The sequence below is a fragment of the Xanthobacter oligotrophicus genome, assembly GCF_008364685.1.
Lineage (GTDB): Bacteria > Pseudomonadota > Alphaproteobacteria > Rhizobiales > Xanthobacteraceae > Xanthobacter > Xanthobacter oligotrophicus.
Window position 1 is genome coordinate 221,206 of sequence record NZ_VTTL01000003.1, and the last position, 12,882, is coordinate 234,087.

11 protein-coding genes are annotated in these 12,882 nt (G+C 64.6%); 6 read left to right on the plus strand and 5 right to left on the minus strand.

Going from position 1 to position 12,882, the window contains the following annotated elements:
- The first annotated feature begins 310 nt into the window (after positions 1 to 310).
- The 3 genes from FZ033_RS06000 (at position 311) to FZ033_RS06010 (ending at position 3,794) form a co-directional block, all read left to right on the plus strand.
- On the plus strand, positions 311 to 535 hold the full coding sequence (locus FZ033_RS06000; RefSeq protein WP_149575236.1) for a hypothetical protein: 225 nt from the start codon (positions 311 to 313) through the stop codon (positions 533 to 535).
- A 113-nt stretch (positions 536 to 648) separates the two neighbouring features.
- Positions 649 to 2,223, plus strand: a complete 1,575-nt coding sequence (guaA, locus tag FZ033_RS06005) for a glutamine-hydrolyzing GMP synthase (RefSeq protein WP_149575237.1) — start codon at positions 649 to 651, stop codon at positions 2,221 to 2,223.
- A 221-nt stretch (positions 2,224 to 2,444) separates the two neighbouring features.
- Positions 2,445 to 3,794, plus strand: coding sequence for a tyrosine-type recombinase/integrase (locus FZ033_RS06010; RefSeq protein ID WP_188079329.1), 1,350 nt, complete (start codon positions 2,445 to 2,447; stop codon positions 3,792 to 3,794).
- 23 nt (positions 3,795 to 3,817) lie between these two features.
- Here FZ033_RS06010 and FZ033_RS06015 read toward each other — a convergent pair whose 3' ends face one another.
- Together FZ033_RS06015 and traA are read right to left on the minus strand one after the other, a co-directional pair.
- On the minus strand, positions 3,818 to 4,018 hold the full coding sequence (locus FZ033_RS06015; RefSeq protein ID WP_149575238.1) for a helix-turn-helix transcriptional regulator: 201 nt from the start codon (positions 4,016 to 4,018) through the stop codon (positions 3,818 to 3,820).
- Between the two features lie 129 nt (positions 4,019 to 4,147).
- A complete protein-coding gene (gene traA, locus FZ033_RS06020; RefSeq protein ID WP_149575239.1) occupies positions 4,148 to 7,105 on the minus strand; it encodes a Ti-type conjugative transfer relaxase TraA in 2,958 nt (985 codons plus the stop codon).
- A gap of 171 nt (positions 7,106 to 7,276) precedes the next feature.
- On the opposite strand from traA, the gene FZ033_RS06025 reads away from it, so the two are divergent.
- Together FZ033_RS06025 and FZ033_RS06030 are read left to right on the plus strand one after the other, a co-directional pair.
- The gene (locus FZ033_RS06025; RefSeq protein ID WP_188079330.1) at positions 7,277 to 7,603 is read left to right on the plus strand and encodes a conjugal transfer protein TraD; all 327 of its coding nucleotides are present in this window, start codon (positions 7,277 to 7,279) and stop codon (positions 7,601 to 7,603) included.
- Position 7,604: 1 nt separating this feature from the next.
- Positions 7,605 to 7,823 carry a conjugal transfer protein TraD gene (locus FZ033_RS06030; RefSeq protein ID WP_149575241.1) on the plus strand — a complete coding sequence of 73 codons (219 nt, stop codon included), beginning with the start codon at positions 7,605 to 7,607 and terminating at the stop codon, positions 7,821 to 7,823.
- 43 nt (positions 7,824 to 7,866) lie between these two features.
- Here the strand turns inward: FZ033_RS06030 and FZ033_RS06035 are convergent, their stop codons facing one another.
- The 3 genes from FZ033_RS06035 to FZ033_RS06050 form a co-directional block, all read right to left on the minus strand.
- Positions 7,867 to 8,784 carry a nucleotidyl transferase AbiEii/AbiGii toxin family protein gene (locus tag FZ033_RS06035; RefSeq protein ID WP_188079331.1) on the minus strand — a complete coding sequence of 306 codons (918 nt, stop codon included), beginning with the start codon at positions 8,782 to 8,784 and terminating at the stop codon, positions 7,867 to 7,869.
- 5 nt (positions 8,785 to 8,789) lie between these two features.
- Positions 8,790 to 9,578, minus strand: coding sequence for a type IV toxin-antitoxin system AbiEi family antitoxin (locus FZ033_RS06040; RefSeq protein ID WP_149575243.1), 789 nt, complete (start codon positions 9,576 to 9,578; stop codon positions 8,790 to 8,792).
- A gap of 522 nt (positions 9,579 to 10,100) precedes the next feature.
- A complete protein-coding gene (locus tag FZ033_RS06050; RefSeq protein ID WP_149575244.1) occupies positions 10,101 to 11,096 on the minus strand; it encodes an agmatine deiminase family protein in 996 nt (331 codons plus the stop codon).
- 133 nt (positions 11,097 to 11,229) lie between these two features.
- On the opposite strand from FZ033_RS06050, the gene FZ033_RS06055 reads away from it, so the two are divergent.
- Positions 11,230 to 12,882, plus strand: coding sequence for an ATP-binding domain-containing protein (locus tag FZ033_RS06055; protein WP_188079333.1), 1,653 nt, complete (start codon positions 11,230 to 11,232; stop codon positions 12,880 to 12,882).

The following is a 12,882-nucleotide window of genomic DNA, read 5'->3' on the forward strand; positions in this document are numbered from 1 at the left end:
AACGCAAGTTCCTGACAGAACAAAAAACCGAATATGAAAAGGGTCCGCCTTACAACCTCGGGGAGGACATCACTTACGCGACGCCGGAAGAGTTCCGGAAAATCGATTTCGATGGGGGTATTTGCGCGGGCGCAGTCTTTTGCGGCCTCATCACCGCCGTCCCGCTCTTCCTCATGCTCGCCCTGTGCTCCCCCCTCGCCCCCCTATGGCGCTCCCCGCCCGCACAGCACCCCGGCATGAACCTTCACCGCCGCTCCGACGTTCCCGCCTTGCCCGTCACGCGCACGGGCGAGAAAGAAAGCATCGCGCCATGGGTCTCATCCGACTGCTGCTCCTCGTGGTCGTCCTCGTCGGCGGCTACTGGGCCTTCTACGTCTATGTCTCCGGCGAGCCTTATGACGAGATCGGCACCGCCATCAATTCCAAGCTTCCCGCCGAAGCCCGCGCCTTCGCCTGCGCCGAGCTGAAGCGCCGCCACGGGGCCACCGCCGCGAAGCCGCCGGCCGGCTGCGAGGCCTATTGGTCGACCCTCTGAGCAGGCGTCGCCAGGCGCAAGGCCGACCTGCGCCGGCCTTGACTTTTTAAATGGCCGCTTTGCCGCTAAAGGAGGGCGCAACATTTCCTCCTTCGCGCGCAAGGTGCCCCTTCATGTCCTCCCCCGCTTTGGATACTGCCGCCCAGGAAACCGTCCTCATCATCGATTTCGGCAGCCAGGTGACCCAGCTCATCGCCCGGCGAGTGCGTGAGGAGGGCGTCTATTCCGAGGTGGTGCCATTCCAGAAGGGCGCGGAGGCCATCGCGCGGCTGAAGCCCAAGGCCATCATCCTCTCCGGCGGCCCGGCCTCCGTGATCGAGGGCCAGAGCCCCAAGGCGCCCGATGAGGCGTTCGCCGCCGGCGTGCCGGTGCTCGGCATCTGCTATGGCGAGCAGTGCATGGCGGCCCAGCTGGGCGGCGCGGTGGAGGCGGGACACCATCGCGAGTTCGGCCGCGCCGAGCTGACCGTGCAGAAGGTGGTTCCCCTCTTCGAGGGCGTCTGGCGCGAAGGCGAGCGGCACACGGTGTGGATGAGCCACGGCGACCGCGTCACCGCCCTGCCCGAGGGCTTCGAGGTGGTGGCCACCTCCGACAACGCCCCCTTCGCCGCCATTGCTAACCTGTCGCGAAATTATTACGGCGTGCAATTCCACCCCGAGGTGGTGCACACGCCGGACGGCGCGCGCCTGCTCTCCAACTTCGTGCGCAAGGTGGCCAAGCTCGAGGGCGCCTGGACCATGGGCGCCTTCCGCGAGCGGGCCATCGCCCGCATCCGCGAGCAGGTGGGTACGGGCCGCGTCATCTGCGGCCTGTCCGGCGGCGTGGATTCCTCCGTGGCGGCGGTGCTCATCCACGAGGCCATCGGCGACCAGCTCACCTGCGTGTTCGTGGACCACGGCCTGATGCGCCAGGCGGAAGCCGACGAGGTGGTCTCCCTGTTCCGCGGCCACTACAATATCCCGCTGGTGCATGTGGACGCGTCCGAGCTGTTCCTGAAGGAACTGGAAGGCGTCGAGGACCCCGAGGCGAAGCGCAAGACCATCGGCCGGCTCTTCATCGACGTGTTCGACGCCGAGGCCAAGAAGGTGGGCGGCGCCGACTTCCTCGCCCAGGGCACGCTCTATCCGGATGTGATCGAGAGCGTGTCGTTTGCCGGCGGCCCCTCGGTGACCATCAAGAGCCACCACAATGTGGGCGGGCTTCCCGAGCGCATGAACATGAAGCTGGTGGAGCCCCTGCGCGACCTGTTCAAGGACGAGGTGCGCGCGCTCGGCCGCGAACTCGGCCTGCCCGAGAGCTTCGTCGGACGCCACCCCTTCCCCGGCCCCGGCCTCGCCATCCGCTGTCCGGGCGCAATCACGCAAGAGAAGCTGGACATCCTGCGCAAGGCCGACGCCATCTATCTGGAAGAGATCCGCTATGCCGGGCTCTACGACGTGATCTGGCAGGCCTTCGCCGTGCTGCTGCCAGTGCGCACCGTGGGCGTGATGGGCGACGGCCGCACCTACGACCACGTCCTCGCCCTGCGCGCTGTAACCTCCGTCGATGGCATGACCGCCGACTTCTACCCCTTCGACATGGGCTTCCTCGGCCGCACCGCGACACGCATCATCAACGAGGTGAAGGGCGTTAACCGCGTGGTCTACGACGTCACCAGCAAGCCGCCGGGGACGATCGAGTGGGAGTGAACTAGGGTGGTTTCAGACCATCCCGCGCCGCTCCGAAAATCGCACCAACCCTCTGGCTGACAACGATTTTTCTTCCTACCCCGTATCACTGCGTTTCAGCCCAGCCGGACCACTTTGTTGGTACCGATGTTGGTATAGCGCAGGATGGTCGAGAAACGGGCTTCCGGTACCAACAGCGCCTGTTGATGGTATCCGTTCGCCCCTCGACCGGATGCGGATTTATGAGCGAACTCACTGATAAAGAACTGAAAAATCTCAAGCCGAGGGCCAAGCTCTACAAGGTGACGGACCGCGATGGGATGTATGCGGCCGTCACCCCGACCGGGGTTGTCTCGTTCCGGTATCAGTACCGGGTGAACGGGCGGCAGGAGGTGTTGACCATCGGCCGATATAGCGCCGAGGCGGCGCGCAAGCTGACACGGGCACCCGACGCGCTGGAATACGGGATGGAGGTGTCCCTTGCCGAGGCAAGGTCGCTTCTGGCGCGCGCTCGTCGTCAGGTCGAGAGGGGCGAGTCGCCGTCGAAAGCCAAAGTGGAGAAGCGCACCGCGTCAGCCGAGGCATTGACGTTCGGCGGGTGGGCGGAAGCCTATTTCAAGCACAAGGCCGATCCCAAGTCGGGAGCTGAGAGACTGGCCGACAGCACCCTGGCCATGCGCCGGTCCGTCTATGATCGCGCCATCGCGGGAGAGTTGTCGAAGCTCAAGCTCGGGGAAGTGACGCCGCAGCGCCTCAAACATCTGTGCGACGAGGTCAAGGAGAAGCGCGGGCCGGCCGTCGCCGTGCATGTCCGCGAGGTCGTGTTGCTGGTGTTCCGTCATGCTCAGGGAAGCGGGCTGGACGTGAGCAATCCGGCGGAGTCGATCCGCACCAGCGCCATCGCCACCTTTGAGCCGCGCGAGCGCGCCCTTTCGCCCTCCGAGGTCCGCGCGGTCCTGGTGGCCTTGGATCATGTGTCGGCCGCGCCCACGCTACGCTTGGCGGTGAAGTTTGTCTTGCTGACCGGCGTCCGCAAGTCGGAGTTCATCGACGCCACCTGGAAGGAAATCGACTTCGCCGCCGCACGCTGGACGATCCCGGCAGAGCGCATGAAGGCCGGCAAGGCGCATGTGGTCCCGCTGAGCGATCAGGCGCTCGACATTCTGACGGTGTTCCGCACAATGTTCGGCACCAGCCGATATCTGCACCCCGGCCGATACGACAGCGATACGCCGATCAGCAATGCCACCCTCAACCGCGTGATCGACACCGTTGTGGAGCGCATCCGCGAGACTGATCCTGATTTTCAGAGTTTCGGGGTTCACGATCTCCGTCGCACATTCTCGACCGGCCTGAACCGCGCCAAGTTCGATGATCGCTGGATCGAGATGAGCCTGGCCCATGCGCCCCGGAACCGGATCGCCGCCGTCTACAACGTGAACCGCTACCTCGCCGAGCGGAAGATCATGCTTCAGTGCTGGGCTGACATGCTCGACGCCTGGGTAGACGGGCGATCCGCAAGGGATCTGATCGCCACCGCAAAACAGCGCGCCGCCGAGGTTCACGATGACGAATTGGATGATGATCTCTGAGTGATGCTTCCCCGTCCATTCTGTCAGTCATTGGTGGCCCGCCATCGGGGCGGATCCGCGATCCATCGGTTGATGTCGGATTCCCGCCAGCCGGCACCGTTAGTGCTGATCTTCAGTTGGGCGGGAAAGGTGCCCTCGGCGATCTTGCGGTAGATGGTGGAACGGGACAGGCCGGTGCGGGTAAGGACGGTCTTGAAGCGGATAATACGCTCTGGTGTCTGCATGGCGGTGCTGCCTCCTGCTGGGCGCGCCTGATGGCGCCTGACCAAGACAAGGCATGGAGCCGCCGACGGGCAAGAGGATGAACCGCGCCGGTGTTTTCTGGCGGATCGGCGGCGGCACATCGGATGGGTCTAGAGTCCAAGACCACGGCTGCGGTCGAAGTCGATGCCGTGGCTATGGGCGAGTTCTCGGCCCAGACTGCGGCCTGTGTTGAGGCTGATGCCGAGTTCCTTCCCGCGAGCGGCAAGCAAGGATTCGAGTTGCGGGTCGCGCTCCAGGCTCCGCGCCATGTCGCCCATCTGGACGCGGGTGGCCTTGTAGCCGGAGTAATCGCCGTCGCTGTACTGGCGTTGACGCTGCTGGTCGAGCTTCTTCCAGTGTTCGACAAATTGACCGGCGCGGCGCTCCGGATCGGTGCGGATTTCCGTTTCAAGCTGGAGGGCGCGAATGGTGCGATTGAGCTTGCCGCCGGCCGCCTCGTGCACCAGCTCCGGGTTCTTCTTATAGGCCGCTTCCGCGTCCCGCCAGCCATGAGGGCGTACCTTCTCGAAGGCCTTGCGGGCGTCAGAGAGTTCGCGAAGCTGCTCGGGCGTCCCCTGGCCGGTCGCGTCGGCCGTAGAGAGGATCGCGTCCCACGCACGGGCATGCCGGACGAGCGCGCGGGTTCGCGCCTGCCGCAGCACCGCCTCCGGATCCTCGGGAGGCTCCTGGGCGATCGGCCTGACTTTGTTTCCTAGCTCCTCGCGCAGGGCTGGTGCGTCCTGTGCAAAGTCTACGGACGGTCTGAGCGTGTCGACGAGGTCGCGCAGCTTTTCCGGGACCTTGCGCACGATCTCGACGACACGCTGGCGGAAGGTGATGCCGCGGCGCTCGGCATAGTCCTGCGCCGGATCGGAGCGCGCATAGTCCGACGCCATGTCCTTGGCCCGGTCACGCGACAGGGTGCGCACCAGCCGGTCCCTATCCGCGAAGTCGTCGCGGCCAAAGTGCAGCTCCATGCCGTCGCGGTGGCGCGAGAGGGCGACATAGCTGGAATGGGCATCCAAGCCGGGCGTGGCCAGCACATGGGTGCGGTCCACCGTCATGCCCTGCGCCTTGTGGATGGTGGCGGCATAGCCATGGTCGATGCGGTCGTAGTCCTTCAAGTCGAAGGCGACGGATCGGCCATCATCAATACGCACGGACATGGACTGCGCGCTGACCTCTTCGATGGTGCCGAGCGTGCCGTTCTTTACCCCGAGCCCGCGCTCGTTCTGCAGGAACATGACACGGTCGCCACTGGCGAAGGAACGCTCTCCGCGCTCCACAGTGACACGGACCTCCTCGCCGAGATCTCCGGCCTCCCGCATACGTTCGCGGGCGGCCTGGTTGAGGGCGCGCACCTCGTCATTGGTGTGGGTGAGAATGATGCGGCTACGGTCTGGTGCGGCCTGCCGGTCGCGGTCCCAACGCTCGATCAGCTCGCCCCGCGCCTGCTCCCGCGATTGAGCGGCATGGACCATGCCGTTCCGCTCATAGGCTTCAACCGCATCGCCGATCCGGCCGGTCGCCAGATCGCGCGTGGCGTCGCGCTGCCAGTCCGCGCGTTGGCGGCGTACCTCGCCTATCTCCGCACTGCCATGACGCTCAACAAGCGAACGGAAGGCCGCGCCCGCCTCGATCGATTGCAGCTGCTGCGGATCGCCGACCAGCACGACCTTGGCGCCAACATCCGCAGCATGGGAGAGCACGCGCTCCAGTTGGCGCGTGCCGACCATGCCGGCCTCGTCGATCACCAGCACATCGCGTGAGGTGAGCCTATCCCGGCCTTGGCTCCAGCCATGTTCCAGGCTGGCAATGGTGCGGGACGTGATGCCCGATCCGCTCTCCAGATTCTCCGCCGCGATGCCGGACAGCGCGACGCCGCGGACCTCCAGGCCCGCCGCCTCCCAGACCTCGCGCGCGACACCCAGCATGGCGCTCTTCCCCGTCCCGGCATAACCGACGACAATGCCGAGATCGCGCGTACCTGTTATGTGCGCCAGCGCGTCAGACTGCTCGCCGGAGAGAACGAGCCCGCGCTCAACTGCGCGGGCCAGAGCAGCTTCGCGATCTCTCTCGTTCACCGCATGGCGCTCGCGTTCCGCCATCATCTCGGCGACCCTATGCAGGCGCTGCTCAGCCTCGATCATCTGCCGCGTGGTGAAGCGCTGCTCGCTGCGTCCATCCTTGCCGAGCTCGACGAGATCGGGTGCGCGGCTCATCGCGCCCATCGCCTCGTTGAACTGCTCGATGCCGTCACTGTGACGGTGCGCGAAGCGCGCCATGTCGCGCCGGGTGAAGGTCGATTGCTGATGGGTGATGGCATCCAGTGCCAGCGACGGATCAGCGATGATGCGCGCGCCATTGCCGCGCGCGATCTCGCGATGAACCTCCGCCCGATCGGCCGCCTCGATCCCTTCCGCTTCGATGCGTTGCGCGGGCGCGCCGATCTGGCTCTGCGGCTCGAGCGCGATGCCCTGCGCTTCCAGGCTACGGTGATCGATGCGCGCGTCGATGTCGAGCTCGGCCAGCCGCTCATTGGCGAGCGCGGCCCAGCGCTCGCGCCAGCGCTCGACCATCTGGGTCGCGTTCCACTCGCGCACCTTCGGGCCGAAGCCGTCCTCATCCACGGAGCGCATGGTGAGCATGACATGGGCATGGGGTTTCGCCATGCCGTCCTCGCCAATATCCCAATGCACATTGAGATCGGCGACCATTCCGAGATCGACGAACTCCGTCTCGACGAAGTCACGAGCGAGCGCGATCCCCTGCGCCTGACTCATCTCGCGCGGCAGGGCAAACTCGACCTCGCGGGCGAGTTGGGCGTCCTTCCTCACCTCGAAGGCTTCGACATCGTTCCACAGCCGCTCGCGGTCGCGCCACATCTCGGGCGCCCCGTCGGGCAGCAACACCTCTGAGTGCACGACACCGCGCTTCGACGAGAAGTCCTGAACGCGATCAATCCGCGCGTCGCGCAGCCGCGAGGCCGAGCGGTAAGCTGCGGACGCCACCGCGCTGGAGCCGGCCTTGCGGCCGATGACCTTGACGTGAAGATGATAGATCGCCATCGCGATCCGAACATCACCATGGCGAAGCGCGCGTCGGAACGACGTATAAGCGCGCCCTCGAAACTAATTTCTCTGGACTGATCGCGCCGTTCCATGCCGTCCCGTCACCCTTAAAGCATTTCGGCATGCGCTCAACTATCATCGCTCCATCGACAGCTTATGGAGGCGATGATGCGCAAACCACGGGACTTCGATGCAGAACTGAAATCGCTGGAAGACAGGGCACGAGACCTGAAAGCACGCAAGATGCAGCAGCTTGGCGAACTGGTCATCTCGACCGGAGCCGACGCGCTGACCACCGACGAACTGGCGGGCGCGCTGATCGTGCTGGCCGAAACCAAGGACGCCGGAAAGAGGGAGGCGTGGGCTAAGCGCGGGGCCGCGTTCTTTCAGGGGCGGACACGCCGAACTGCACCAGCATCTGACCGCGACGTTGGTGGCGCTCAACCGCAACCGGGCAGCGCGCAACCGGCATCAGGGAGCGCGGGCGCGGAATGATATGCGCACCTGGCAGGTCGAGCGTCGCAGGCGGACGCGGCATCTGATCGAACTCGGCGGCCTCGTGGTTAAGGCCGGGATCGTGGACCTGACGGGCGATGATCGCCCCATGATCTACGGCGCACTGCTCTGGATGGCCGAAAAGCTCCAAAGCGATGAGCGCGACAAGGCGCTGGCGCTGTGGGCTGCGAAGGGAAAGCAGGGGTTCGAGGATAGCTGAGCGTCAGCCCATCAAATGACTCGCCCCTTCGATCGCGTTGCGGTCAGGGAAGGAGAACGCGCTCCAATGCGTCGACCAGCTCCCGCCGTTTGGCATCGGACAACTGGGCGAGGTTGCGCTGCTTCCACATGACGGCTGGCAGATGCTGGGCTTCCGGTATCCCGAGAAGTGCCCAATCCGGTTCGCCGCGTTTGAAGCCGGAAAGGAAGCGCCGGTGGTCTTCCGGCATTTCAGCCACCATCGCGGCGATGATCGCTTCCCGCGCTGCCTCAAGGTCCGCAAGCGCGACAGGCTCCTGAGTCATGCCGGCGAAGCCCCGCGCAAACTCCTCATCCAGCGGCTTGCGGGTCGGGGCGAGAACTTCGGCCATCGGACGGTTGTGACTTATGACGTAGACAAGAAAGGCGCGGCGCAACTCGTCGCCGACGCCCTCGTTTGCCAAGAGGCTGCGCACGTCGAAGAGATCGCGCGGGTGCTGGCGGTCGAAGGCCGCCACGATCTTGCCCGCGTAGAGGTCGGCGAATGACACGACCTGCATTTCGGCGAAGCCGAAGGCGTCTTCGACAACGGGCACCACGCTCATTACAACGGGATCATAGACCGCACCACGGAGCACTGGCGTCACCTCGATCTTGATCTGCACGCCGTTCGTCCGAACGATCAGCTTGGTGACGATATTCTCGGCGGCGGAACGCGAAGCATTGACGCGCGCGACAGGGATCGCCCGCTCGATCCGTCCCTTGATCCTCAGCATGGCGGCGTTGATTGCCGCGAGCGAAGCGGCCCGATCTTCGACCGGCAGATAGGTCAGATCGATGTCCACGGAGAGGCGCGGCATGTCGCGCACGAACAGGTTGATCGCGGTGCCGCCTTTGAGCGCGAAAGTCCGCTCCTCCGCCACGAAAGGAAGGACGCGAATGAGCAGGGCGACCTGCTGCCGATATGTGTCCAGGAAGGCCATGAACTTCACGGGCCTCCAAGATCGGACGGCACGGTGATGTTGTAGCGCGGATCGAGCTTGCCACCTTTAGCGAGGACGCGCTTGCCCGAACCCAGATCGACGCGGGATACATCGAGCCGGGATCGCCACGCATGGCGGTGGCGGTCGGCGAAGTAGAGAAAAAGCCGCTTCACCTTCACGCTGGCGCAAGCCTCCAGTAGGGTTTGCAAACGGCGTGGGCTCAGATCGCTCATCCCCTCCATCAAGGCGTCGGCCTGATAAAAGCTCTCATGCTCGGGCAGTTCGTCGAGCAATTCTAGAACGGCGCGCTCCTTGCTGGAATAGCGGACAGGTAAGGTCAGGCCACCGGCGCTGACCATGACCGGGTTTGATTCGGGCGGTGCGTCGGCGCCGCCGGGAAAGAGCCGCAGGCTGTTGTGCCAAGGAAAGGTCACGTCGAGCGGCAGGTCCGCCAGCCAGGTCGGCGGGCGCTTCGGCCCGTAGAGGTGAACCTCGCGCACGGCTGCCGAAAGGTAGTGGGCGTAACCCTGCTGTTCGAGCGCGGTGCGCCCGCCGACGGTTAGCGGAAGGTCCAGCACCGTCTGGAGTGAGACGGCCACCTGCTGCCAGGTGAGTGGCGTGCGCGACCGGCGATAGACGCGCCGGGCCGGACTATCGAGCCAGCCCGCGCGAACATACTGGCTGCGCAGCGCCGACGAATAGCTGTGGGCCTCCATCCAGGCGGCATCGGCCAGGAGCCCTTCGGGGAGTTCCTGCTGAAGTCGGTTTAGCTTGCCTCCAGAACGCATATCCATGCTTAGCATTTTGGTATATTTTTAAACCGTTGTCGAGTTCATATTGTCCGACACTCGCTAAGTCATGCTTTGCGTTTATTGAAATTTGCAAACCACACCCCCTAAGATCATTGAGGGGACCTGGCCTGCTGCCGGTTCTGTGGACACGAGGTTAAGCTAATTTAGCTCGCTCCTCGAACTCGACGGGGCCGAGACAGGCCAATGTCAGTACCAAAAACCGGAGGGCTTGTGCCCAAATACCTCGGCAGCCACCTCCTAGCCCGCATTCCGCCCTTCATCCCGCCCCCTCACTCGGCCGTCGTGAGGGCTGGGATGCCGCTCACATCGACCTCGCGCTCCGCATGCCACAGGTCATGGCCGGCCTGCATGCGCAGCCAAACAAGCCCCGTCATTGTGAGCAGTCACGCGAATCGCTTAAGCCACGGCGGCATCTCAGCCCGCAGTTCGGAAAGGGGATCAGGACGCCCAGCCCCTCCCGAGGCGAAGCATCTGCCCTGGCTGTCGATCAGCGCATATGCTGGCTCAGACATTCAGCGTAGAGCAGTGGATCCCGCCACCTTCGGCGATGAGGTAAGGAAGCTCCATAGGGACTATGTCCCGGTGCGGAAACGCCGATTTCAGGGCTGCGGCGGCAGCGGCGTCGCTTTCCGCGTCGCCGAAGGCGGGGAGGATGACCGCGCCGTTGACGATGAGAAAGTTCAGATATGTCAGGGCATCGTACTTGCCATTCGTCTTGACTTGGCCGGGCCCGGCGATGGGAATGATCTCGAAGGGTGCCCCGTCGTCCTGACGCGCCGCCTTCAGCGCCGCGACATTCTTCTCCTCAGTGGCATCAACCATCACCACACCGGGCGCCACGAAACGTGCGATCCCATCAATATGCCCACGGGTCACGTCGCCCGGATCGGTCGAGCCGGGGAGCCAGACCACGTGCGCGGCGCCGGTCTCTGCCTTGAGGCGTGGCTCGGCGCCCGCCCGATCGAGACCCTCGTTCCGTTTTTGATGCAGGACGCAGCTTTCCGTCGTCATCAACGTACCAGCCCCGTCGCAGTCGATCGCACCACCCTCAAGCACGAAGGAGGTCTTGCGCCCCGTCTTGCACAAATGCTCTCGCGCAAAGAGCGTGGCCAGATCTCCATCCACCTCGTAGCCCTTGGCGGTGAATCTCCCGCCCCAGGCGTTGAAGTTCATGTCGAGCCAGGAAAACTGCTCATCCGAGGCCCACAGCGGAAGCCCGAGCGTATCGCGGGGCCAGATTCCGAAATGCGGCATGAACAGCGGCTCGACATTACCGGCGCAAATACTGTCCGCCTGTGCCCGCTCTTGCTCGTTGAACAGCAATGTCACGGGCACGTATCTGGCGATGGCCTGCGCCAGCTTGACCAAGTCGCTCCTAACTCCCGGAAGATGCCCTTTTTCTATGGCCGGCTCACGCGAGGACCCATAGCACATATAGACACGCTGCTGTCTCTCCCACTCAGCCTTGATCCGCATCGTCTTACCCCTCCGGTGGCGCATCGCCTTCCGGGCCTGGCACCCTTACATGCGCCGTGCTTTAAAAACGGTCGTTTGGGCCCGATGACGCAGACGCTTGTAGCTGCCCCTCGCTACCCTTAAGACGAGCATATTAACGCGGCGGGAGGTGGGTCGAGTGGCGGAGCTTTTTCCCTCGGACATAACGCCGCTCCATTTGTCGCTGGGCGAAACCTCCGAATTGCGCACCCTGGATCTGCTGCGCCGCCGCCTGCCCGCGGACTATGCGGTCTACCATTCCGTCCATTGGTCGCTCTCCACCAGCGCACGCGTGATGTTCGGCGAGGCGGACTTCGTCATCGTCAACCGCTCGGGCGAGGTGGTCATCATCGAGCAGAAGGCGGGGCGGCTGGAGGACACGCCGGAGGGCCTTGCCAAGCGCTATGACGGGGCGGTGCCCAAGCTGGTGGCACCGCAGATCCACCGAAATCAGGACGCCCTGCGCAAGCAATTCCTGCGGCAGACCGGCCATCAGCTGACACTGGATTACCTCTTCTATTGTCCTGACCACCGGCTACAGGGGGCTGTCGGCGCGGGGCTTTTGGCCGATCGGGTGGTGGATGCGACGGCGGCGGAGGGCTTGCCGGAGCGTATCATGGCGCTTTTGCCCGCCGGGACCGACGGGCGCGAAGGGGCACTGGTCCGTCGCTTTTTCGAGAATCTGTTCCATCTGGTGCCGGACATCCATGCCCATGTGCGCGCCGGCGAGCAGGCCATGGCGCGCATCCCGGGCGGCGGGCTTGCGGGCATCGTCGCGGCCATTGAAATGAACCCCATGCGCCTGAGGGTGCGCGGTACGGCGGGCAGCGGCAAGTCGGTGGCGGCGCTCGCGTGCGCCGCCCGCGAGGTGGCGCACGGAAGGCGCCCGCTACTGGTGTGCTTCAACCGTCCACTGGCAGAACGGCTGCGCGCCGAAGCCCCCGCAACGTGCGAGGTGACCACCTTCCACGGCCTGCTGGACCGCTTCCTGGCCTCACGAGGGCAGTGCATCGATTTCAGCACCATGTCCCGCCCCGACTTCTGGGGAGAGGTTCAGGAGCGAGTGATCCTGGAAACTGTGCCGGATGACTGGCGGTTCGACACGCTGATCGTGGATGAGGGCCAGGATTTCGATTCAGACTGGCTCGATATTCTTGGCCTTTTCATGAAAGAGGTGCCGCACATCATCTGGTTCGAGGATCAAGACCAGGATATCCGCTATGGCAAGGAGGCCGGACGCAGCATCGAAGAGGCGTTTTCCCACCTCGGCTTCGTGACCTTCAACGCGCAGGGCAATTACCGAACGCCCCAGTCCATCGCCACCTTCATCCGCGACCTGTTGCCGGGATTGGACTTCGACGCCCGCAATCCCCTGCCGGGCCTCGGGGTCGGAGAACACCAGTGCAAGGCGCCGGCCGATGTCGCCCGCAGAGTGGGCGCGGTGGTGACGGAACACCTGAAACAGGGCTTCAAGGCGCAGGATATCGTGGTCCTGTCGCTGCGGGGGCTCGGCTCGGCCACACTCGCGCACGCGGCCAAGGTTGGCGCTTTCACGCTCGCGCGCCCCACCGGCATTTATGACCCGCAAGGCAACCAGATCATGGACAGCGGGCAGATCCGCTTTGACACGATCTTTCGCTTCAAAGGGCAGGAGGCGGATGCGGTGATCATCACTGATGTGCCGCCCCTTTCTGCCGATCCCACGGCCACGCCGGCCTCCCGCCTCCTCTTCACGGCGCTCACGCGGGCGAAGGTGCGCGCGGACATCCTCTATGGACCCGACCCCGGCTGA

Coding starts and splice junctions, on each gene's coding strand:
- FZ033_RS06010 (WP_188079329.1), top strand. CDS start 2,445: ATGAGCGAACTCACTGATAAAGAACTGAAAAATCTCAAGCCGAGGGCC.
- FZ033_RS06030 (WP_149575241.1), top strand. CDS start 7,605: ATGCGCACCTGGCAGGTCGAGCGTCGCAGGCGGACGCGGCATCTGATC.
- FZ033_RS06040 (WP_149575243.1), bottom strand. CDS start 9,578: ATGGATATGCGTTCTGGAGGCAAGCTAAACCGACTTCAGCAGGAACTC.
- FZ033_RS06025 (WP_188079330.1), top strand. CDS start 7,277: ATGCGCAAACCACGGGACTTCGATGCAGAACTGAAATCGCTGGAAGAC.
- guaA (WP_149575237.1), top strand. CDS start 649: ATGTCCTCCCCCGCTTTGGATACTGCCGCCCAGGAAACCGTCCTCATC.
- FZ033_RS06035 (WP_188079331.1), bottom strand. CDS start 8,784: ATGGCCTTCCTGGACACATATCGGCAGCAGGTCGCCCTGCTCATTCGC.
- traA (WP_149575239.1), bottom strand. CDS start 7,105: ATGGCGATCTATCATCTTCACGTCAAGGTCATCGGCCGCAAGGCCGGC.
- FZ033_RS06050 (WP_149575244.1), bottom strand. CDS start 11,096: ATGCGCCACCGGAGGGGTAAGACGATGCGGATCAAGGCTGAGTGGGAG.
- FZ033_RS06000 (WP_149575236.1), top strand. CDS start 311: ATGGGTCTCATCCGACTGCTGCTCCTCGTGGTCGTCCTCGTCGGCGGC.
- FZ033_RS06015 (WP_149575238.1), bottom strand. CDS start 4,018: ATGCAGACACCAGAGCGTATTATCCGCTTCAAGACCGTCCTTACCCGC.